The organism is Streptomyces venezuelae, assembly GCF_008642375.1.
In the GTDB taxonomy this organism is placed as follows: Bacteria; Actinomycetota; Actinomycetes; order Streptomycetales; family Streptomycetaceae; genus Streptomyces; species Streptomyces venezuelae_G.
Genome location: NZ_CP029194.1, coordinates 5,367,386 through 5,385,844, shown reverse-complemented (window position 1 = coordinate 5,385,844; position 18,459 = coordinate 5,367,386). Strand labels below are relative to the sequence as shown.

The 18,459-nt window shown below is 72.2% G+C and carries 15 protein-coding genes and 1 other RNA gene; 2 read left to right on the top strand and 14 right to left on the bottom strand.

The window, feature by feature from the left end:
• Positions 1-82: 82 nt before the first annotated feature.
• The 5 genes from DEJ46_RS24755 to DEJ46_RS24735 form a co-directional block, all read right to left on the bottom strand.
• On the bottom strand, positions 83-2,422 hold the full coding sequence (locus DEJ46_RS24755) for a HelD family protein (protein ID WP_150269757.1): 2,340 nt from the start codon (positions 2,420-2,422) through the stop codon (positions 83-85).
• Between the two features lie 63 nt (positions 2,423-2,485).
• Positions 2,486-3,046, bottom strand: a complete 561-nt coding sequence (locus DEJ46_RS24750; RefSeq protein ID WP_150269755.1) for a GNAT family N-acetyltransferase — start codon at positions 3,044-3,046, stop codon at positions 2,486-2,488.
• Between the two features lie 66 nt (positions 3,047-3,112).
• The gene (locus tag DEJ46_RS24745; RefSeq protein ID WP_150269753.1) at positions 3,113-4,252 is read right to left on the bottom strand and encodes a uroporphyrinogen-III synthase; all 1,140 of its coding nucleotides are present in this window, start codon (positions 4,250-4,252) and stop codon (positions 3,113-3,115) included.
• 84 nt (positions 4,253-4,336) lie between these two features.
• A complete protein-coding gene (locus tag DEJ46_RS24740) occupies positions 4,337-5,692 on the bottom strand; it encodes a nitrate/nitrite transporter (RefSeq protein WP_150269751.1) in 1,356 nt (451 codons plus the stop codon).
• 193 nt (positions 5,693-5,885) lie between these two features.
• Entirely contained in the window at positions 5,886-6,887 is a 1,002-nt protein-coding gene (locus tag DEJ46_RS24735; RefSeq protein ID WP_317852192.1) for a LysR family transcriptional regulator, read from the bottom strand.
• Positions 6,888-6,934: 47 nt separating this feature from the next.
• On the opposite strand from DEJ46_RS24735, the gene DEJ46_RS24730 reads away from it, so the two are divergent.
• Positions 6,935-8,227, top strand: coding sequence for an MFS transporter (locus tag DEJ46_RS24730; protein ID WP_150269749.1), 1,293 nt, complete (start codon positions 6,935-6,937; stop codon positions 8,225-8,227).
• Between the two features lie 49 nt (positions 8,228-8,276).
• On the opposite strand, the gene ssrA is transcribed toward DEJ46_RS24730, so the two are convergent.
• From ssrA to ftsE, 5 genes are all read right to left on the bottom strand, one after another.
• Positions 8,277-8,670: a transfer-messenger RNA gene (gene ssrA, locus DEJ46_RS24725) on the bottom strand.
• Positions 8,671-8,768: 98 nt separating this feature from the next.
• Entirely contained in the window at positions 8,769-9,317 is a 549-nt protein-coding gene (gene smpB / locus DEJ46_RS24720) for an SsrA-binding protein SmpB (RefSeq protein WP_223835059.1), read from the bottom strand.
• 18 nt (positions 9,318-9,335) lie between these two features.
• A complete protein-coding gene (locus tag DEJ46_RS24715) occupies positions 9,336-10,505 on the bottom strand; it encodes a S41 family peptidase (protein ID WP_150269747.1) in 1,170 nt (389 codons plus the stop codon).
• Between the two features lie 78 nt (positions 10,506-10,583).
• The gene (gene ftsX, locus DEJ46_RS24710; RefSeq protein WP_150269745.1) at positions 10,584-11,501 is read right to left on the bottom strand and encodes a permease-like cell division protein FtsX; all 918 of its coding nucleotides are present in this window, start codon (positions 11,499-11,501) and stop codon (positions 10,584-10,586) included.
• Positions 11,502-11,524: 23 nt separating this feature from the next.
• Positions 11,525-12,214 carry a cell division ATP-binding protein FtsE gene (gene ftsE, locus DEJ46_RS24705; RefSeq protein WP_150269743.1) on the bottom strand — a complete coding sequence of 230 codons (690 nt, stop codon included), beginning with the start codon at positions 12,212-12,214 and terminating at the stop codon, positions 11,525-11,527.
• A 235-nt stretch (positions 12,215-12,449) separates the two neighbouring features.
• Between ftsE and DEJ46_RS24700 the strand changes: the two genes are divergently transcribed.
• Positions 12,450-12,632, top strand: a complete 183-nt coding sequence (locus DEJ46_RS24700; protein WP_055643192.1) for a hypothetical protein — start codon at positions 12,450-12,452, stop codon at positions 12,630-12,632.
• Between the two features lie 161 nt (positions 12,633-12,793).
• On the opposite strand, the gene DEJ46_RS24695 is transcribed toward DEJ46_RS24700, so the two are convergent.
• From DEJ46_RS24695 to DEJ46_RS24680, 4 genes are all read right to left on the bottom strand, one after another.
• Complete coding sequence (locus tag DEJ46_RS24695; protein WP_150269741.1) at positions 12,794-13,609, bottom strand: LPXTG cell wall anchor domain-containing protein; 816 nt, start codon at positions 13,607-13,609, stop codon at positions 12,794-12,796.
• A gap of 397 nt (positions 13,610-14,006) precedes the next feature.
• Positions 14,007-15,110, bottom strand: coding sequence for a peptide chain release factor 2 (gene prfB, locus DEJ46_RS24690; protein WP_150269739.1), 1,104 nt, complete (start codon positions 15,108-15,110; stop codon positions 14,007-14,009).
• 133 nt (positions 15,111-15,243) lie between these two features.
• Positions 15,244-16,500, bottom strand: a complete 1,257-nt coding sequence (locus DEJ46_RS24685) for a serine/threonine-protein kinase (protein ID WP_150269737.1) — start codon at positions 16,498-16,500, stop codon at positions 15,244-15,246.
• A gap of 107 nt (positions 16,501-16,607) precedes the next feature.
• Complete coding sequence (locus DEJ46_RS24680) at positions 16,608-18,326, bottom strand: serine/threonine-protein kinase (RefSeq protein ID WP_150269735.1); 1,719 nt, start codon at positions 18,324-18,326, stop codon at positions 16,608-16,610.
• Between the last annotated feature and the right edge of the window lie 133 nt (positions 18,327-18,459).

Genomic DNA, 18,459 nt, shown 5'->3' with positions numbered 1-18,459 from the left:
GCTTGGTGATTCCAGCGCCACAGGTTGACCGGAAATCGGCCCCCGGACCCTCCTTCCGGCTCAGCCGGGCGGCCCTTCCGGCTCAGTCCCGCAGCAGGTCCGGCACCCCTGCCTCGTCCGGCATGTCCCCCGGCCCCGCGACCACCGTGAGCTGCTGCGTCGCGCGCGTCAGCGCCACGTACAGCACCCGCAGGCCGGCCGGGGACTCGTCCGCGATCTCCGCGGGCGAGACGACCACCGTCGCGTCGTACTCCAGGCCCTTCGCCTCCAGGGAGCCCAGCGCCACCACCCGGTCGCCCAGCTCGGCCAGCCAGCGGGCGGCCTCCGCGCGCCGGTTCATGGCGACGACGACGCCCACCGTGCCCTCGACCCGCTCCAGGAGCAGCGCCGCCTCGGACCGTACGGTTTCGGCCAAGTCACCCTTGTCCTGAACCGGGACGAACCGGGGCTCGACGCCCGTCGAGCGGACCGCGCGCGGCGATTCCTTGCCCGGCATGGCGAGGGCGAGCACCTTGGCGGCGAGCTCGGCGATCTCCGCCGGGTTCCGGTAGTTCACGGTCAGCTCGAAGCGGCGCCGGGGCCGGCTGCCGAGGGCCTCGTCCCGCGACTCGGCGGCCTCGTCCGGGTCGGACCAGGAGGACTGCGCCGGGTCGCCGACGACCGTCCAGGTGGCGTGCCGGCCGCGCCGTCCGACCATCCGCCACTGCATGGGCGTGAGGTCCTGCGCCTCGTCGACGATGACGTGCGCGTATTCGGTGCGCTCGGCGGCGAGCCGCTCGGCGCGCTCGCGCTGCGTCTCCTCGCGTACGGGCATGAGCTCTTCCAGGCCCGAGAGCTGGTCCAGCGGGTCGTACTCCCGCTTCTTGCGGGGCCGTGCGGGGGCGCCGAGCAGGGTGTGGAGCTCGTCGAGGAGCGCCACGTCGTGGACGGAGAGCTCCCGGCGGCGCAGCGAGCGGGCGAGCCGCCGCACCTCTCCCGGGTTGAGGATCCGGCGGGCCCAGCGGCCGAGCCTCCGCTCGTCGGCCATCGCGTCGAGCACCGCACGCGGGGTGAGCTCGGGCCACCAGGCGTCGAGGAAGGTGAGGAAGGAGTCCTCCGTCGACACGTCCTCGTCGAAGGAGGAGCGCAGCTCGGCCGCGAGCTCGGGGTCGCTGTGCCGTCCTGCCGAGCCGGACTTGGCGTACAGCGCGTCGAGGAGCAGCCGCCGGGCGCGCGGGCGCAGCAGGTTGACGGGGGCGGTGCCGCCGAGGACGTTGTGGCGGATGCGCCGCAGGTCGTCGGCCTCCAGCTCGATCCGTCGGCCGAAGGCGACGACCCGGAGCCGGTTGGGCGTCCCGGTGGGTGCGGGGGCCTCCTCGCCGAACTCCAGCTGGTCCCCGGCGGGCTGCCGGGGCGCGGGGGTCTCCAGGGCGCCGCGGGCGGCCTTCCGCAGCACGTGGACCATGCGGGAGGAGCCCTTGACGCGGGCGACGGCCGGCTCGTCGTAGGCGGTGGCCTCGGCTCCGTCGACGAGGTTGCCGACGGCGCGGATCGCGACCTGGCCCTCCTCGCCGAGGGAGGGCAGGACGCCCTCGGTGTACGAGACGAGGAGCGGGGTCGGGGAGACGATGAGGATGCCGCCCGCGTACCGCCGCCGGTCCTGGTAGAGCAGGTAGGCGGCCCGGTGCAGGGCGACGGCGGTCTTGCCGGTGCCGGGCCCGCCCTCGACGTACGTGACGGAGGCGGCGGGCGCGCGGATGACGAGGTCCTGCTCCGCCTGGATGGAGGAGACGATGTCCCGCATGGTGTGGCTGCGGGCCTGACCGAGGGCGGCCATCAGGGCACCGTCGCCGATCACGGGCAGCTCGCGCCCGTCGAGGGTGGCCCGCAGCTCGGGGCGCATCAGGTCGTCCTCGACGCCGAGGACCCGGCGGCCCTTGGAGCGGATGACCCGGCGGCGGACGACGCGGCCGGGGTCGACGGGCGTCGACCGGTAGAAGGGCGCGGCGGCGGGGGCGCGCCAGTCGATGACGAGCGGCGCGTAGTCGGAGTCGAGGACGCCGATGCGGCCGATGTGGAGGGTCTCGCCGATGTCGGCCGTGTTGTCGTCGCGTACGGCGTCCTCGGCGGGCTCGACGGAGGTGTACGCGCCGTCCGGGCCCTTCTTGCCGTCCTTGCCGTACAGCAGGTCGATCCGGCCGAAGAGGAAGTCCTCGAACTCGTTGTTGAGCCTGTTGAGGTGGATGCCGGCACGGAACACCTGGGCGTCGCGCTCGGCGAGGGCGCCGGGCGTGCCGACCTGGCCCCGCTGGGCGGCGTCGTTCATCAGGAACTCCGCCTCGTGGATCTTCTCCTCCAGCCGGCGGTAGACCCGGTCAAGATGTTCCTGCTCGACACCGATCTCACGGTCCCTGACCGTGTCCACGGCTTCCTGCGCGGCCACCTAAGGCCCCCTTCTGACGTGCACTGGGCAGCCGTCGAGCGTACGCCACCGGAAGGCACCGTGTCAGGCGCGATCACCGTTCACGGGGCGTGATCCCGGAAAGCCGGGCGGCGGGTCGTCGTGGAGGAGCCGCTGGAAGAGGTGGTGGTCGCGCCACTCGCCGTCGATGTGGAGGTAGCGGGGCGCGGTGCCGATCTGCACGAACCCGCTCTTGGCGAGGACCCGTTGGGAGACGCGGTGGTCGAGGACGGTGCACGCCTCGATCCGGTGCATCCCGAGTTCCTCGCGGGCCGCCCGGCAGGCCTCCTCGACGAGCGCGGTGGCCACGCCCCGCCCGGCGTGTTCCCCGTCGACCCAGTAGCCGAGGGAGCCGCTCCGGAAGGGCCCGAGGACGATCCCGGAGAGGACCGCGGCGCCGATCACGGTGTCCCCCTCGACGGCGAACCACCGCACTCCGCCGTCCGCGAGCCGCTCGGCCTGTCCCTCGGCGGTGTAGTACCGCTCGGGCCGGTACGGCTCCCAGGGCTTCATGTACTCCCGGTTGCGCAGCAGGGCGGCGGCGAGCGCGGGCGCGTCGGCGTGTTCGGCCGGTCGGATGCGGAAGGAGGTGGCGGCTGCGCTCATCCCCGTACCGTAACTCCCTTGCCGGACAGGCCCTCGCGGCCCCGGCCGTGATCCGTCGGAGAGGCCCTACGGGGTGTCGTACTTGTCGTCCGCCGTCGGGTCCAGGGCGAGCCGGTAGCCGCGCTTGACGACGGTCTGGATCAGCTTCGGGGTGCCGAGCGCGGTCCGCAGGCGGGCCATCGCCGTCTCCACCGCGTGCTCGTCGCGGCCGGCACCGGGCAGCGCCCGCAGCAGGTCGGCGCGGGAGACGACCCAGCCGGGGCGGCGGGCGAGCAGTCCCAGGAGGGCCATCCCGGCGGGCGGGACCGGGCGCAGGCGGCCGTCGACGAGGACGGCGTGCCCGCGGACCTCCATCCGGTGGCCGGCGACGGGCAGGACCCGGGAGCGGGCCGGGAGCTCCGTGCAGAGCAGCTGGACGAGCGGGCCGAGCCGGAAGCGCTCGGGCTGGTACGTGTCGATGCCCTCCGCCTGGAGCGGGAGCGCCGTCACGGGGCCCACGCACACCGCGAGGACGTCGTGCCGGAGCGCGGCGACGAGCTCCGCCCGTACGCCCTTCTCCTCCGCGCGGGAGAACAGCGAGACGGCGGCCGGGGCGCTGGTGAAGGTCACCGCGTCCAGGGTGCGGGCGAGGGTCGCGTCGAGGAGCCGGTCCAGGGGGCCGGTGTCCTCCGGGGGCATCCAGCGGTAGACGGGGACGACGACGACCTCGGCGCCGCCGGCCGTGAGGGCCTCCACGAAGCCGGGCAGCGGCTCCCCGTGGAGCTGGAGGGCGACGCGCCGGCCGTCCACGCCCTCCGCGAGGAGCCGGTCGAGGACCTCGGCCATGGACTCCGAGGAGGGCGACCAGGACTCGGTGAGTCCGGCGGCCCGTACGGCTCCCTTGACCTTGGGGCCCCGGGCGAGGAGCTCGACCTCCCGGAGGACGGCGAGGAGCTCCTCCCCGTGCCCCCAGCCGTCGGCGGCCTCGACCCAGCCGCGGAAGCCGATCGCCGTGGTGGCGACGACGACGTCCGGGGCGTGGGCGATGAGCTCCTTGGTCGCGGCGAGGAGTTCGGTGTCGTCCGCGAGGGGCACGATCCGCAGGGCGGGACCGTGGACGACGGCCGCGCCGCGCCGGCGCAGCAGCGCGATGAGTTCGTCCGCGCGCCGCGCCGCGGTGACGCCGACGGTGAAGCCGGCGAGGGGGCCGTGTTCTTGCTCGTCCATGGGACCAGATGCTGACGGGGCCGCGTGTCGGACTCGGTTCGCGCGTATTTCCTGGTCGTTACGGTCCGCGCCGGGCACGGTGGATCACACCTTCGCGTAGCCGGGCCGGGTCTCCGGGTCCTCGGCGCCCTCGGCGGTCTCGGGCACGGACGTCGGCCGGCGAAGGTATACCGCCCAGGTGACGACGATGCAGGCCGCGTAGAAGGCGAGGAAGGCGACGAAGGCCCCGGTGCCGGTGCCGGCGGTCTGGAAGGACTGGCGGAAGGCGAGGTTGATGCCGAGCCCGCCGAGCGCGCCGACGGCTCCGATGAGGCCCATGGAGGCCCCGGAGAGCCGCCGCCCGTAGGCCTCGGCCGCTTCCCCGGCGAGACCCTTGCGGTGTCCCTGGGCGAGGAAGATCGCCGGGATCATCTTGTACGTGGAGCCGTTGCCGAGGCCGCTGAGGACGAAGAGGCCGATGAAGCCGATGAGGAAGACGGTGAGGGACTCGATGACGGAGGCGTAGATCACCACTCCGGTCGAGGCGGCCATCGCGGCGAAGGTCCACAGGGTGATGCGGGCGCCGCCGTGCCGGTCGGCGAGGGAGCCGCCGACGGGGCGGATGAGGGAGCCGAGGAGCGGGCCGATGAAGGTGAGCGAGGCGGCCTGGAGCGGGGTGCGTCCGAACTGGGTCTGGAGGACGAGCCCGAAGGCGAAGCTGTAGCCGATGAAGGAGCCGAAGGTGCCGATGTACAGGAAGGCCATGATCCAGGTGTGGCGGGCCCGCACGGCCTCCTTCGCGGCTCCGGTGTCGTTCTTGACCGGGGCGAGGTTGTCCATGAAGAGCGCGGCGCACACGGCGGCCGCGACGATCAGGGGCAGGTAGACGCCGAGCACGATCCGGGGGTGCATCGCTCCGGCGGTGCCGATGACGAGCAGGCCGACGAGCTGGACGACGGGGACGCCGATGTTGCCGCCGCCCGCGTTGAGGCCGAGTGCCCAGCCCTTCTTCCGCAGCGGGAAGAAGGCGTTGATGTTGGTCATGGAGGAGGCGAAGTTGCCGCCGCCGACGCCGGTGAGCGCGGCCACCAGGACGAAGGTCGTGTACGAGGTGCCGGGCTCCATCACCGCGAAGGCGAAGCCGGCGGGGAGCAGGAGGAGCAGGGCGCTGACGACGGTCCAGTTGCGGCCGCCGAAGCGGGCCACGGCGAAGGTGTACGGGATCCGGATCAGCGCGCCGACGAGGGTGGCGGTCGCGATCAGGAAGAACTTCCCGGCCGGGTCGATGCCGTACCGCGGTCCCATGAAGAGGACCATGACCGACCACAGGCTCCAGATGGAGAAGCCGATGTGCTCGGAGATCACGGAGAAGAGGAGGTTCCGCTTGGCGATCCGCTCCCCCTTCTCACGCCAGAAGGTCTCGTCCTCCGGTTCCCACTTCTCGATCCATCGGCCACCCATCACGCACCTCCACGGAGTCGGAACCCTGATGCGACCGACGCTAGGGAGGCCGCGTTTCAGCCCGGTGCCGCGAGGTGACGGGGACGGAACCTTGCTCTCACCCGGAGTACGGGGTCCCTGTGAGCGCCCCCGTTTTTCTGGGCTCGGTTCTCCCCCTGCCTTCGGCGGGGGACCCCGCGGGGCGCTGAAGCCCTCAGGCGCCCGGCAGTCCCGGCTCCCCCTCCGGCAGCCAGCAGCCCGCCGGGCGGGTCCGCCAGTCCTCCCGGGCGCCGATCTCGGCGACGGCGGCCCGCAGGGCGTCGAGGCCGGGATGGCGCAGCCCCTTGCGCCACACCAGGCTCACGGGCGACAGGGGTACGGGGTCGACGAGCGGGCGCAGCACACTGCCCGGCATGGACGGGAAGCCGACGACGGCGAGGACCGGGGTGCGGTGCTTGGCCATGATGCGGCCGAACTCCTCCTTGCCGACGGCGAGCGGCGCGGGCGGGGCGATCGCGATGCCGCGCCCGGCGAAGAGCCGTGCGGCGAGGTCGGTCCACTCGGGCGTGCGGTCGTTCCCGGCTCCCGCGTAGATCCGCTCCCCGGCGAGCCCGGCGAGCGGGACCTCGGGCAGGGCGGCGAGCGGGTGGTCCTCGGGGAGGATCACGGCCATCCGCTCGTACCGCACGAAGACGGAGTCGAGCCGCGCCCGCAGTCCGGCGTCGAGCCCTCCGTAGCGGCCGAAGGAGGCGTCGAGCCGGCCGGCGAGGATCTCCCGTACGGCGCCGGTCAGCCCGCTCTCGTAGCGGGCCATCAGCTCCTGGTCCGGGGCGAGTTCACGCGCCCGGACCAGCACCTCCTCCGGGCCGAGGCCGGGGCTGTTGAGGTCGACGAGGAGCGGCCGGGGCGCGGCGCGGAAGGCCTCGGCGAGCTCGTCGTGGGCGGCCAACACCCTTCGCGCGTGAGGGAGGAGCCGTTCGCCGTCGGCGGTGAGGGCGACCTGCCGGGTGGTCCGTACGAAGAGCTCGGCGCCCAACTCCCGCTCCAGGCGCCGGATGTCACGGCTCAGGGCCTGCTGGGCGAGGTAGAGGCGGGCGGCGGCCCGGGTGAAGTGCAGCTCCTCGGCGACGGCGGTGAAGGCACGCAGGAGGCGGGGGTCGATGTCGTACGAGGAGGTCACCGCCGCATTTAACAACACGGGTGCGTGAATGGCCACCGATCAGGTGTTGGACCGGCGGGGACCGCGCCCGCGAACCTTGATCCATGCCGCAACCGGACCTCACCCTCACCCCGGCGGGCCCGGCCCTCGCCCCGCGCTACGGCGAACACCCGCAGCCGGCACCCTGGACCGCCGATCACCGCCCCACCCCCTCCCGGCCCCTTCCCCGCAACGCCTACCTCCGCCTCTTCGCCCTCCCCGGCACCCGCGCCTTCACCGCGGGGAACCTGATCGCCCGGATGCCCAGCGGCATGTTCGGCATCAGCGCCGTGATCATGATCGCGGGCCGCTACGACTCCTACGCCCTGGCCGGCGCGGTCACCGCGACCGGCCTGGCCTCCGGAGCCCTGGCCGCCCCCTGGATCGCCCGGCTCGTCGACCGCCGCGGCCAGGCCCGCGTCGCCGTCCCTGCCGCGGCGTACATGGCGCTGGGCCAACTGCTCCTGCTTCTCTGCGTCCACGAGAAGGCCCCCGCCTGGACGCTCTGCCTCGTCGCCGCCGCCACCGCCACCGCCCCGAACATGGGCGGCATGTCCCGGGCCCGCTGGGCACACCTCCTCCGGGACGACCCGGACGCCCTGCACACCGCCAACGCCTTCGAGCAGGCAGTCGACGAGCTCTGCTTCATGCTCGGCCCGGTGCTCGCCGCGTTCCTCTGCTCGACACTCTTCCCGGAGGCCGGCACCCTCGTGGCCGCGGCCCTCCTCCTCGGCGGCGCCCTGCTCCTCACCACGCAGCGCGCGACCGAGCCGCCGATCGCGCCCCGTACCGCCGCGGGCTCGCCGCTGCGGACCAGGGGCATGGTGCCGCTCCTCACGGTCTTCCTCGCCACCGGGGCGGTCTTCGGCTCCATGGAGGTGGTGGCCCTGGCCTTCGTGGACGGGCCCGCCGCCGGCCCCGTCCTCGCCCTCCAGGCCGCCGGCTCCTGCGCGGCGGGCCTCCTCTACGGCCGCGCCCGCCGCACCGCCCGGCTCGGCACCTGCCTGGCCGCGATGGCCGTCCTGATGGCGATGCCGCTGCTCGCCGCCACGACCGGCTCGCTCCTCGCCCTCGCGGGCGGCCTGCTGGTGGCGGGCATGGCGACGGCCCCGACGATGCTCACGGGCATGGGCCTGGTCCAGCGGCTGACACCCGCGTCCCAGCTCAACGAAGGCATGACCCTCGCGGTGACCGCGCTCCTCGCCGGCGTCGCGGCGGGCTCCGCCACCGGCGGCTGGGCCGCCGACCACGCCCCCTTCCCCGCCTTCGGCTTCCTCGCCCCGATCGCCGCGGCGACCCTGGCGCTCGCCCTGTGCACGGCGACCGGCACCGGCCGGCGCACCCGCGTCCCGGCATGACAAAGGCCCGGCAGTCGTGAAGACTGCCGGGCCTCTGCCCACATGGGATGAGTGGAGATGGCGGGAATCGAACCCGCGTCCAACGGTGCGGAATCAGGGCTTCTCCGTGTGCAGTCTGGTACGAGTTTCTCAGCCCTCCGGATCACCCAGACAAGTCCGGAACGGGCTCAGTCACTGTTTGATTTCCCTCCGACCCCCGTGACCGGGGCTGGAGGTTTAGATCCCTAAATGACGCCAGGATCCGGGTCGGGACCACCCCCGGGCTGACGCTCCTCACAGAGGCTTCTGTTCGTTACCTAAAATTAGGCAGCGAGGGCGAAGCGGGAGTTATCGCTCTTGGTGTTGGCGATTATTGGTTGCGACATATGGTTTACGAGATCATTGCCGCTTCCTCGACACGCTTCCCACTGCTTCGACATCCGCTGTCGAAACCGATCATCCCCATGTTGCTGTATTCAATTGAAAACACAGTTCAAACGCCGCACCCTCTGTGGGGTGCGTGACCCATCGTACGTGACCGACGGGTGCCCGTGCCAGCGAATTAGCCGCGCTCGGCGGCCTGCGCCGCCCGCTGCCGCCGCTTCGCCGCCGCGATGGCCCGGTTGGTCTCGCGCGTGTCCTGCTGCTCGCGCAGCGTCTGGCGCTTGTCGTACTCCTTCTTGCCCTTGGCGAGCGCGATCTCGCACTTCACCCGGCCGCCCAGGAAGTACAGCGCGAGGGGCACGATCGTGTGACCCGTCTCCGAGGCCTTCGACTCCAGCTTGTCGATCTCGGCGCGGTGCAGGAGCAGCTTGCGCTTGCGCTTGGCCGAGTGGTTGGTCCAGCTGCCCTGCATGTACTCCGGGACGTGGATGTTGTGCAGCCACGCCTCGTGGTTGTCGATCTGGACGAAGCCGTCGACCAGCGAGGCCCGGCCCATCCGCAGCGACTTCACCTCGGTGCCCATGAGCACGACACCGCACTCGTAGGTGTCGATGATGTGGTAGTCGTGGCGCGCCTTCTTGTTCTGCGCGATCAGCTTGCGCTCGGGCGCCTTGTCCGTCGTCTTCTTCGCAGGCTTGCCCTGCACGTTCACGAGTCCCTTTGCCATAGTGCGGTCATTTTCGCACTACGAGCCCCCTCCGAGGCCACTCAATACCGTACGGGCCCGCTCCTCGGCCTTCTCCGCCGCCGTCAGGTCGGGGGTGATGCCCCGGCCGTCCACCGTGTGCCCGGCGGGCGTGCGGTAGTGGCCGACGGTCAGCTCCGCGACGGAACCGTCCGGCAGCGCGCTCGGCATCTGCACCGAGCCCTTGCCGAAGGTCCGCGAACCGACCGTGACCGCCCGGCCCCGGTCCTGCAGGGCGCCGGTGAGCAGCTCGGCCGCGCTCATCGTGCCGCCGTCGATCAGCGCCACCAGGGGCCGGCCGGTGTCGCCGCCCCCGTCCGCGTACACGGCCCGCTGCTCGCCCTCGACGTCGTACGTGGCGACCAGGCCGCCGTCGAGGAAGGCGGAGGCGGCGACGGCGGCCTCCGCGACCAGGCCGCCGGAGTTGCCCCGGAGGTCCAGAAGGACTCCGGCGCCGGCGGGTGCCTCCCGTACCGCGTCCCGTACGCGCGCGCCCACGCCCTTGGTGAAGGCGGCCACCTTGATCAGGACGGCCCCGTCGTCGAGGCGGCGGACGGTCACCGGGTCCGTCGCGAGCCGGGCCCTGCGCAGGGTCTCCGTCCAGGCGGACGGGCCGCGCTCGACCCGGAGGGCGACGGCCGACCCGGGGACGCCGTCGCCGCGGAGCAGGGAGACGACCTCGGAGACCGAGAGCCCGCCGACCGGGCGTCCGTCGACGGAGAGGAGCCGGTCGCCGGCCCGGAGCCCGGCCCGCTCGGCGGGGCCGCCCGCCTGGACCCGGGTCACCTGGACCCCGTTCTCGGCGGTCCGGCCCGCGGAGAGGCCGACACCCGTGTAGGCGCCGTCGAGGGCCTGCTCGAAGTCGGCGTACTCCTTCTTGTCGTACACCGCGCCCCAGCGGTCACCGCTGCGGCTGACGAACTCCTCGGCGGCCTGCTTGCCCGACTTCCCGTCGGCCATGGCCGCGGCGGCGGCCCGGTTCAGGGCGGCGCGGTCCACCGTCGCCGCACGGGCGGCGTCCGGCGACTCCGCGCCCGCGGCGTCCCGCCGGGGCAGGGACCCGGTGGCGGCGGCGGTGGCGAGGACACCGGTGAAGACCAACGTCAGAACGGCCCCACGGAGCACTCCGCGGGGCCGGATACAGAAATGGCGATCGGTGCCGGCCGACATGGCGCCCACTCTAGGACAAGGGAAAGGCGCCGCACGGGCTTTGCCCGCACGACGCCATTCGCCGTCAGAGGTGTCTTCTCACACCTTCAGGTACTTGCGCAGCGCGACGAAGGCGGCCACGGCCGGCATCAGCAGGCCGATGGCGAGCACGAGCGGCAACTTGGCGAGGACGGCGTCCCAGCCGATGAAGTTGACCAGCTGCATCTTCTCGGCGAGCGCGATGCCGTGGTCGATGAGGAAGTACCGGCCGACGAGCAGCAGCACGCAGGCGACGGCGCCGCCGAGGAGTCCGGCGAAGGCGGCCTCCATGATGAACGGCATCTGGATGTAGAAGCTCGACGCACCGACGAGCCGCATGATCCCCGTCTCGCGGCGGCGGCTGAAGGCCGAGACGCGGACGGTGTTGACGATCAGCATCAGCGCGATGACCAGCATCAGGCCCATGACGCAGAGAGCGGCGATGTTCATGCCGTTCATCAGGTCGAAGAGGTTCTGCAGGGTGTCCCGCTGGTCCTGGACCGACTCGATCCCGTCACGCCCGGCGAAGGCGGTGGCGACCACCTGGTACTTCTCCGGGTCCTTGAGCTTGACCCGGAACGACTCCTGCATCTGGTCCGGCGTGATGACGGAGGCGATGGCGGTGTCGCCGTACTCCTCCTTGTACCGCTTGAACGCCTCGTCGGTCGACTCGTAGAAGACGGACTCGACGATGTCCATGTCCTCCAGATCGCCCTTGATCTGCTCCTTCTGCTGCGCCGTGACGGCGCCCTTGGGGCACTTGGTCCCGTCGGCCGCGTCGGCCTTGTTGCAGAGGAAGAGGGAGACGTTGACCTTGTCGTACCAGAAGTCCTTCATCGTGCTGACCTGCTCGCGCATGAGCAGGGCGCCGCCGAAGAGGGCGAGCGAGAGCGCCACGGAGATGATGACCGCGAAGGTCATCGTGAGATTGCGCCGGAGACCGACGCCGATCTCGGAGAGCACGAACTGAGCGCGCATGGTGTGTTCTGTCCCCTACCTGCTCAGTGCTGGTATCCGTAGACGCCGCGCGCCTGGTCGCGGACGAGCCGGCCCTGCTCGAGCTCTATGACGCGCTTGCGCATCTGGTCGACGATGTTCTGGTCGTGGGTCGCCATGACGACGGTGGTCCCTGTCCTGTTGATGCGGTCGAGCAGCTTCATGATGCCGACGGAGGTCTGCGGGTCGAGGTTGCCGGTGGGCTCGTCGGCGATCAGCAGCATCGGGCGGTTGACGAAGGCGCGGGCGATGGCGACGCGCTGCTGCTCACCACCGGAGAGCTCGCCCGGCCGCCGGTCCTCCTTGCCGCCGAGTCCGACCAGGTCGAGCACCTGCGGAACGGCCTTGCGGATCTCGCCGCGCGGCTTGCCGATGACCTCCTGGGCGAAGGCCACGTTCTCGGCGACGGTCTTGTTGGGGAGCAGGCGGAAGTCCTGGAAGACGGTGCCGAGCTGGCGCCGCATGTGCGGCACCTTCCAGTTGGAGAGGCGGGCCAGGTCCTTGCCGAGGACGTGCACCTGGCCTTGGCTGGCGCGCTCCTCACGCAGGAGCAGCCGCAGGAAAGTCGACTTTCCGGAGCCGGACGAACCGACGAGGAAGACGAACTCCCCCTTCTCGATCTCCAGGGAGACATCCCGGAGCGCGGGGCGGTTCTGCTTCGGATAGGACTTGGAGACGTTGTCGAATCGGATCACGGATGCACCACGGTCGGCCGGGAGTAGGTGTGCGTGACCTTACGCGAACGGGGAAGGCCCGCGCAGTCGCGGTCCTGGCTTGCGTGCTTTATCCTTTTCGCCCTTTCGGGCGGAAGGCGGGCATTCCGGTGGGGCGCGCCGAAACGCCCCGGAGCTGGCAGAGTGGTAGGGGGAACGTCCGGGCCCCTCCGGGCGTTGTCCTGGTGTGGATCCCTGTGCGGGAGGAGGAGAGCGCATGACCTACGACCGACTGGTGTGCGCCAACTGCGCGGCCCCGGTCGCCGAGGGCCGTTGCCCCGTCTGCCGCGCGAACCGGGAGCGTCTGACCCCTCAGGGCCTGACCCCCGCGATGCTGCTGACGCTGGCGATCGCCCTACTGGCCGCGATCGCGCTGCTCGCGGCAGTCCAGGCGGCCTAGAGCGCCCACCGGGGGCCGGCCCGGCCGGACGGACGTCACACACGAGCCGGAAGCATGACGAAGGGCCGGGGGGAGCGATCTCCCCGGCCCTTCGTCATGCACGCGCGTTCAGGTCCACGCACTCGCGTCCACCGTCACGCGCTCACGTTCACGCGGTTCCGTCAGACGGCGGCGTTGCCGCCACCCGCGACGAGACGCGGCAGCATACGGAAGCCGATGCCGCCGGCGATCATGGTCGCGGCACCGATGACCAGGAACGAGGTCTCGGCCGCACCGGTCTCGGCGAGCTCCTCCTTCGCCTGGCCCTGCTGCACGGGCTGCGAACCGGCGTTGTTGGTGTCGGTGTTGCTGTTGCCGGAGTCCACGCACTCGGCGCCGTCGAGGTCGACGGTGCAGGTGCCGGCGTCGCCGGAATCGCCGGTGGAGCCACCGGCGTCGGCGCCGTCGTCCGGAGTCACGGGGCTGTCGGTCGCACCCGGGTCGGTCCCGTTGTCGGTCCCGCCGTTCTGGTTGCCGTTGTTGCCGCCGTTGTCGTTGCCGTTGTTGCCGTTGCCGGGCTGCGTGGTCTCGTTGCCGCCGGGCTCGGTGGTCTCGTTGCCGCCGGGCTCGGTGGTCTCGACCGGCGGGGTGGTCTCCACCGGAGGCGTCGTCTCGACCGGCGGGGTGGTCTCCACCGGAGGCGTCGTCTCGACCGGCGGGGTGGTCTCCACCGGAGGCGTCGTCTCGACCGGCGGGGTGGTCTCCACCGGAGGCGTGGTCTCCACCGGCGGAGTCGTCTCGACCGGCGGGGTGGTCTCGACCGGCGGCGTCGTCTCGCAGCCGGTGTCACCCGGGAGGCACGTGGGCGCCGGGGTCGGGTCGTTCTCGTTGAAGGCGCCCACGGCCTGCGCGGCACCGGCCGCGGTCAGCGAGGCTCCGGCTGCGATCATCGCTCCGGCGGCGATGCGCGCGAAACGGATTCGCATCTGCTTGGTCATCTGGCTGCTACCCCCAGTAGCTCAACTCGTCATGGGGCAGCGCTCGGGGCCGCGCGCAGCAGGGGCGGCGTCACGACTGGGCCGGCCCCCGTTCACAAGCGCCCCAGAAATGCGCATGCCAGTACGTCACCCTTCCGAGTTTCCGATGAAGCGTCAAGGCCGTTGCGCGTGCGATGCCCGAAAGATCCACAAGTACCCGGCATCGGACGATGCAACTGTGACGTAATCCCGTAACTCCGGGCCCGGCAAGACCAGTTCCCTTGTCGACAAAGCGCCCTGACGGCCCCTCTTCCGCTTGCGTCAGCGAATCCGCGCGAGGGTACGGAACGAGTCCGGGCCCCGCACCGAGTGGATGCGGGGCCCGGAATCGTACGGCTGAACGGGTCAGCCGGGAGGGCTACTTGTCCTGCTGCTTGCGCCAGCGGATGCCGGCCTCGAGGAAGCCGTCGATCTCGCCGTCCAGGACCGACTGCGGGTTGCCGACCTCGAACTCCGTCCGGAGGTCCTTGACCATCTGGTACGGGTGCAGGACGTACGAGCGCATCTGGTTGCCCCAGGAGCTGCCGCTGTCCTTGAGCGCGTCCATCTTCGCGCGCTCCTCCTGGCGCTGACGCTCCAGGAGCTTGGCCTGGAGGACGTTCATGGCGCTCGCCTTGTTCTGGATCTGGGAGCGCTCGTTCTGGCAGGAGACCACGATGCCGGTCGGGAGGTGCGTGATGCGCACCGCCGAGTCGGTGGTGTTGACGCCCTGGCCGCCGGGGCCCGAGGCGCGGTAGACGTCGACGCGGAGGTCCGACTCCTCGATCTCGACGTGGTCGGAGGACTCCACGACCGGGAGGACCTCGACGCCCGCGAAGGACGTCTGGCGGCGGCCCTGGTTGTCGAAGGGCGAGATACGGACCAGGCGGTGGGTGCCCTGCTCGACGGAGAGCGTGCCGTAGGCGTACGGCGACTTCACCACGAAGGTGGTCGACTTGATGCCGGCCTCTTCCGCGTACGAGGTCTCGTAGATCTCCGTCGCGTAGCCGTGGCGCTCCGCCCAGCGCAGGTACATGCGCTGGAGCCGCTCGGCGAAGTCGGAGGCGTCGACGCCGCCGGCCTCGGCGCGGATGTTGACCAGGGCCTCGCGCTCGTCGTACTCACCGGAGAGGAGCGTGCGGACCTCCATCTCGTCGAGGGCCTTGCGGACGGAGATGAGCTCCGTCTCGGCCTCGGCGAGGGTGTCCGGGTCGTCCATCTCCTCGGCGAGCTCGAAGAGCACTCCGAGGTCGTCGATCCGCCCGCGCAGGGTCTCGGCCTTGCGGACCTCCGCCTGGAGGTGCGAAAGCTTGCTCGTGATCTTCTGCGCCGCCTCCGGGTCGTCCCACAGGGACGGGGCCGCGGCCTGCTCTTCGAGCACGGCGATGTCGGCCCTCAGCTTCTCGAGGTCCAGGACGGCCTCGATCGACCCCATGGTCGAGGAGAGGGACTTCAGCTCTTCGGATACATCGACGACTGCCACGCGTCCAGCGTAACGGCTCCGGGCCGGGAGCCGAACCTTTGCCCGTCACGGCCGATCTCCCCGCATCCGGGAGGGCCGCCGCGGCCGCCCTCCCCGGTACGGACGGGAGGACCGGCCGACGGCGGGACGACCGCTACGGCTGGGAGGACTGCTTCGAGTCCTGCGGCGGCGCGTCCCCGTCCCCGGAGGCCACCAGGTAGCCGCCGGCGCCGAGCGCTCCGGCGACCACGGCCGCCGCGACGGCCAGGGTGATCCTGCGCTTGCGGACCACGCCCGCCTTGTGGCGTGCCGAGCCGGGGCGCGGGGCGCCCGCCGAGCGGGGGGCCCGGGCGGTGCCGAGGGGGCCGCCGGAGAGCTCGTCGGGGGCCGGGACCCGCATGGAGGTGTGGGTGTCGCGGTTGGAGTCGGCGGAGGCACCGGGGACGAGCGGGACGGCGGCGCGGCGCGGGCCGGGCTCACCGGTGCCCGCACCGGTGGCGTACGCGTCCTCCTCGTACTGCTCCGACGCCTGGGCGGACGCCGGGGCCGGGTCCGAGTCGGGCTCGTCCACGTCCAGCGGCGGGATGCCCTTGAGGAGCGGCAGGACGTCCTTGAGGCGGGCGGCGAGCTCGGAGGCGCGCAGCCGGGATGCGGGGGCCTTCGCCAGGCACTGGACGATCAGCTGCCACAGCTCCTCGGGGATGCCGGGGAGCGGGACGACGGTCTCGGTGACGTGGCGGCGCAGGACGGCGCCGGGGTGGCCGCCGCCGAAGGGCGTGAAGCCGGCGAGCAGCTCGTACAGGACGGTGGCGAGGGCGTAGATGTCGACGGCGGCGCGCGGCGGGAGGCCCTCGACGATCTCGGGGGCGAGGTAGTCGGGGGTGCCGATGATCCGGGTGGCCTTGGTGCGGCCGGGGGTGTCGATCAGCTTGGCGACGCCGAAGTCGGTGAGGAGGGCGGGGTGGGCGCCGCCCGGGCCGAGCGGGCCCTCCATGTCGAGCAGGATGTTCTCGGGCTTGACGTCGCGGTGGACGACCCCGGCGGCGTGCGCGGCGGCCAGGGCGTCGGCGACGTCGGCGGTGATCGCGACGGCGGCCTCGGGGGCGAGCCGCCGCTCCCGGTCCAGGCGGGTGCGCAGGTCGGTGCCGCGCACGAGGTCCATGACCAGGGCGAGGTCGTTGCCGTCGACGACGAGGTCGCGGACCTTGACCACCCGGGGGTGGTCGAGCCCGAGCAGGGCGGTGCGCTCCTGCACGAAGCGGCCGACGAGCTCCTGGTCCGAGGCCAGGTCCTCGCGCAGCAGTTTGACGGCGACGGGCCCTTCGGGCCCCTCGCCGAGCCACACCGTTCCGGCGCTGCCCCGCCCGAGGATCTGGTGGGTGGTGTAGCGGCTGCCGATGTTCCGTGCCAAGACTGCTCCCTCAGCGGCTGCGGTTCGCGTCAAAGCTACGCGTCCGCAGCCGCCGGTCGTCACTTCCGAACGGAAATCACCCTTCGGAAGTCGATAAATCGGCAGTATTACTGCCCCGTACCGCCGGTAGTACCCCCGGAGCCGGTGGCCTCGCCGATCGTGGAGATCCAGTCGGTGACCTTCGAGATGCCGTCGCCGATGGCCTCCCAGTAGCCCTTGCCCTCGGCGATCCAGCCCTGGAGCGGGGTCAGCTCCCAGATGAGCCAGCCCGCGACCACGAACAGGACGATCGTGAACAGGCAGCCCTTGAGGCAGCCGAGGCCGGGGATCCGCATCGGGTTCGCGCCGCGCTGGCGCGGCGGGCGCGGCTCGCGCGGCGCGGGCGCCTGGGGCGGCGGCTGCGGCGGCGTGTACTGCTGCTGGGGCGGCTGCTGCTGCGGCTGCGCGTACTGCTGCGGAGGCGGCGGCGCGTACTGCTGCGGCTGGTGCTGCGGCTGGTACTGCTGCGGGGCGGGGCGCTGCGGCTGGTGCTGCGGCGGCCGCTGCTGGCCGTACTGACCGGGCTGCCCCTGCTGGCCGTACTGGCCCTGCTGGCCCGGCTGCTGCTGCGGGCGCTGCGGGCGGCGGCGCAGCGGGTCCTCGCTCGGGTCGAGGTACTGCACCTGCGTCTGCTCGTTGCGGTCGCGGGCCGCGCGCAGCTGGCTCTGCCAGGGGTGCGGGTCCTCGGACTGCGGCGGCTGGGACGGTACGGGGGGCATGACGGCCGTCGGATCGGCGACGCCCGCCGGGCCGCTGGTCGGCATCACGCTGGTCGCGGCGGCCGGGTCGTAGTGCGACGGGGATCCGCCGGTGCTGGGCAGCACCTGGGTGGCCCCGGCCGGGTCCACGCCCGGGGTCTCGGGGACCGGAGCGGGCGTCGGGTCGGGGGCGAGAAGCGCCCCGACACCGTCCGCCGCCTCGATCTGGGCGGGCGTGGCGTGGACGCCGATGCCGGCCGCGACGGCGCGCAGGCCGCGGGCGAGGTTCTCGGCGCTCGGACGCAGGTCGGGGTTCTTGCTGAGGCAGCGCTCTATGACCGTCCACAGGGGGCCGGGGACGGTCGAGGGGCGGCGCGGCTCCTCGCTGAGGTGCCGGTGGAGGACCTCGAGGGCGGTGCCGCCCGCGAACGGGGGCCGGCCGGTGACCAGCTCGTACAGCAGGATGCCCGCGCCGTAGATGTCGACGGCGGAGGTCTGCGGGCGGCCCTCGGCCGACTCGGGCGCCACGTACGCGGGCGTGCCGACGAACTCGTGCGTCCGGGTCAGGCCCGGTGAGTCCGCGAGGCGCGCGATGCCGAAGTCGGTGAGCATCGGGTGCATCTGGCCGCCCTGCTCGGCGAGCAGGACGTTGGCCGGCTTGAGGTCGCGGTGGACGACGCCGTCGGCGTGGCTGGCGGCGAGCGCGTCGGCGATCTGGGCCGTCAGGAGCGAAGCGGCGACCGGGGTGAGCGGTCCGCTCTCCCTGATGTACCGGTGCAGGTCGGGGCCCTCGACGAGGTCCATGACGAGGGCGAGGACATCGCCCTCGACGACCAGGTCGCGGGTGCGCACGATGTTCGGATGGGTGAGCCGGAGGAGCACGGACCGCTCGCGCAGGAAGCGCATCACGATGTCCGCGTCGTTGGCCAGCTCCTCCTTCAGGACCTTGATCGCGACGGTCTCGCCGGGCTGGCCGGGCACGGCCGCCTCGGCGCCCGCCGTCTCCCGCTGGCGGGCTCGCCAGACGGTGCCCGTGGCGCCGCGTCCGAGCGGCTCCTCGAGCAGGTACTTGCTGCCGATAGGCCGCACGTCACGCGCTCCCTGCTGATCGTGGTCCTGGGGTGGTCTCGTGTGGTCCCCGGGGTCCCTGTTATGTGTTGTGACCCGTCCGGGTGTCGGACCCACTTTAGTGCCGCCGAACGGGTCACAGGCCGGTCGTCCA

What these genes read in the sequence shown, in the direction of transcription:
- DEJ46_RS24730 (WP_150269749.1), top strand. Translation starts at nt 6,935, where the DNA reads ATGCCGCAACCGGACCTCACCCTCACCCCGGCGGGCCCGGCCCTCGCC.
- DEJ46_RS24700 (WP_055643192.1), top strand. Translation starts at nt 12,450, where the DNA reads ATGACCTACGACCGACTGGTGTGCGCCAACTGCGCGGCCCCGGTCGCC.
- DEJ46_RS24750 (WP_150269755.1), bottom strand. Translation starts at nt 3,046, where the DNA reads ATGAGCGCAGCCGCCACCTCCTTCCGCATCCGACCGGCCGAACACGCC.
- DEJ46_RS24715 (WP_150269747.1), bottom strand. Translation starts at nt 10,505, where the DNA reads ATGTCGGCCGGCACCGATCGCCATTTCTGTATCCGGCCCCGCGGAGTG.
- ftsX (WP_150269745.1), bottom strand. Translation starts at nt 11,501, where the DNA reads ATGCGCGCTCAGTTCGTGCTCTCCGAGATCGGCGTCGGTCTCCGGCGC.
- DEJ46_RS24695 (WP_150269741.1), bottom strand. Translation starts at nt 13,609, where the DNA reads ATGACCAAGCAGATGCGAATCCGTTTCGCGCGCATCGCCGCCGGAGCG.
- DEJ46_RS24745 (WP_150269753.1), bottom strand. Translation starts at nt 4,252, where the DNA reads ATGGACGAGCAAGAACACGGCCCCCTCGCCGGCTTCACCGTCGGCGTC.
- smpB (WP_223835059.1), bottom strand. Translation starts at nt 9,317, where the DNA reads ATGGCAAAGGGACTCGTGAACGTGCAGGGCAAGCCTGCGAAGAAGACG.
- DEJ46_RS24740 (WP_150269751.1), bottom strand. Translation starts at nt 5,692, where the DNA reads ATGGGTGGCCGATGGATCGAGAAGTGGGAACCGGAGGACGAGACCTTC.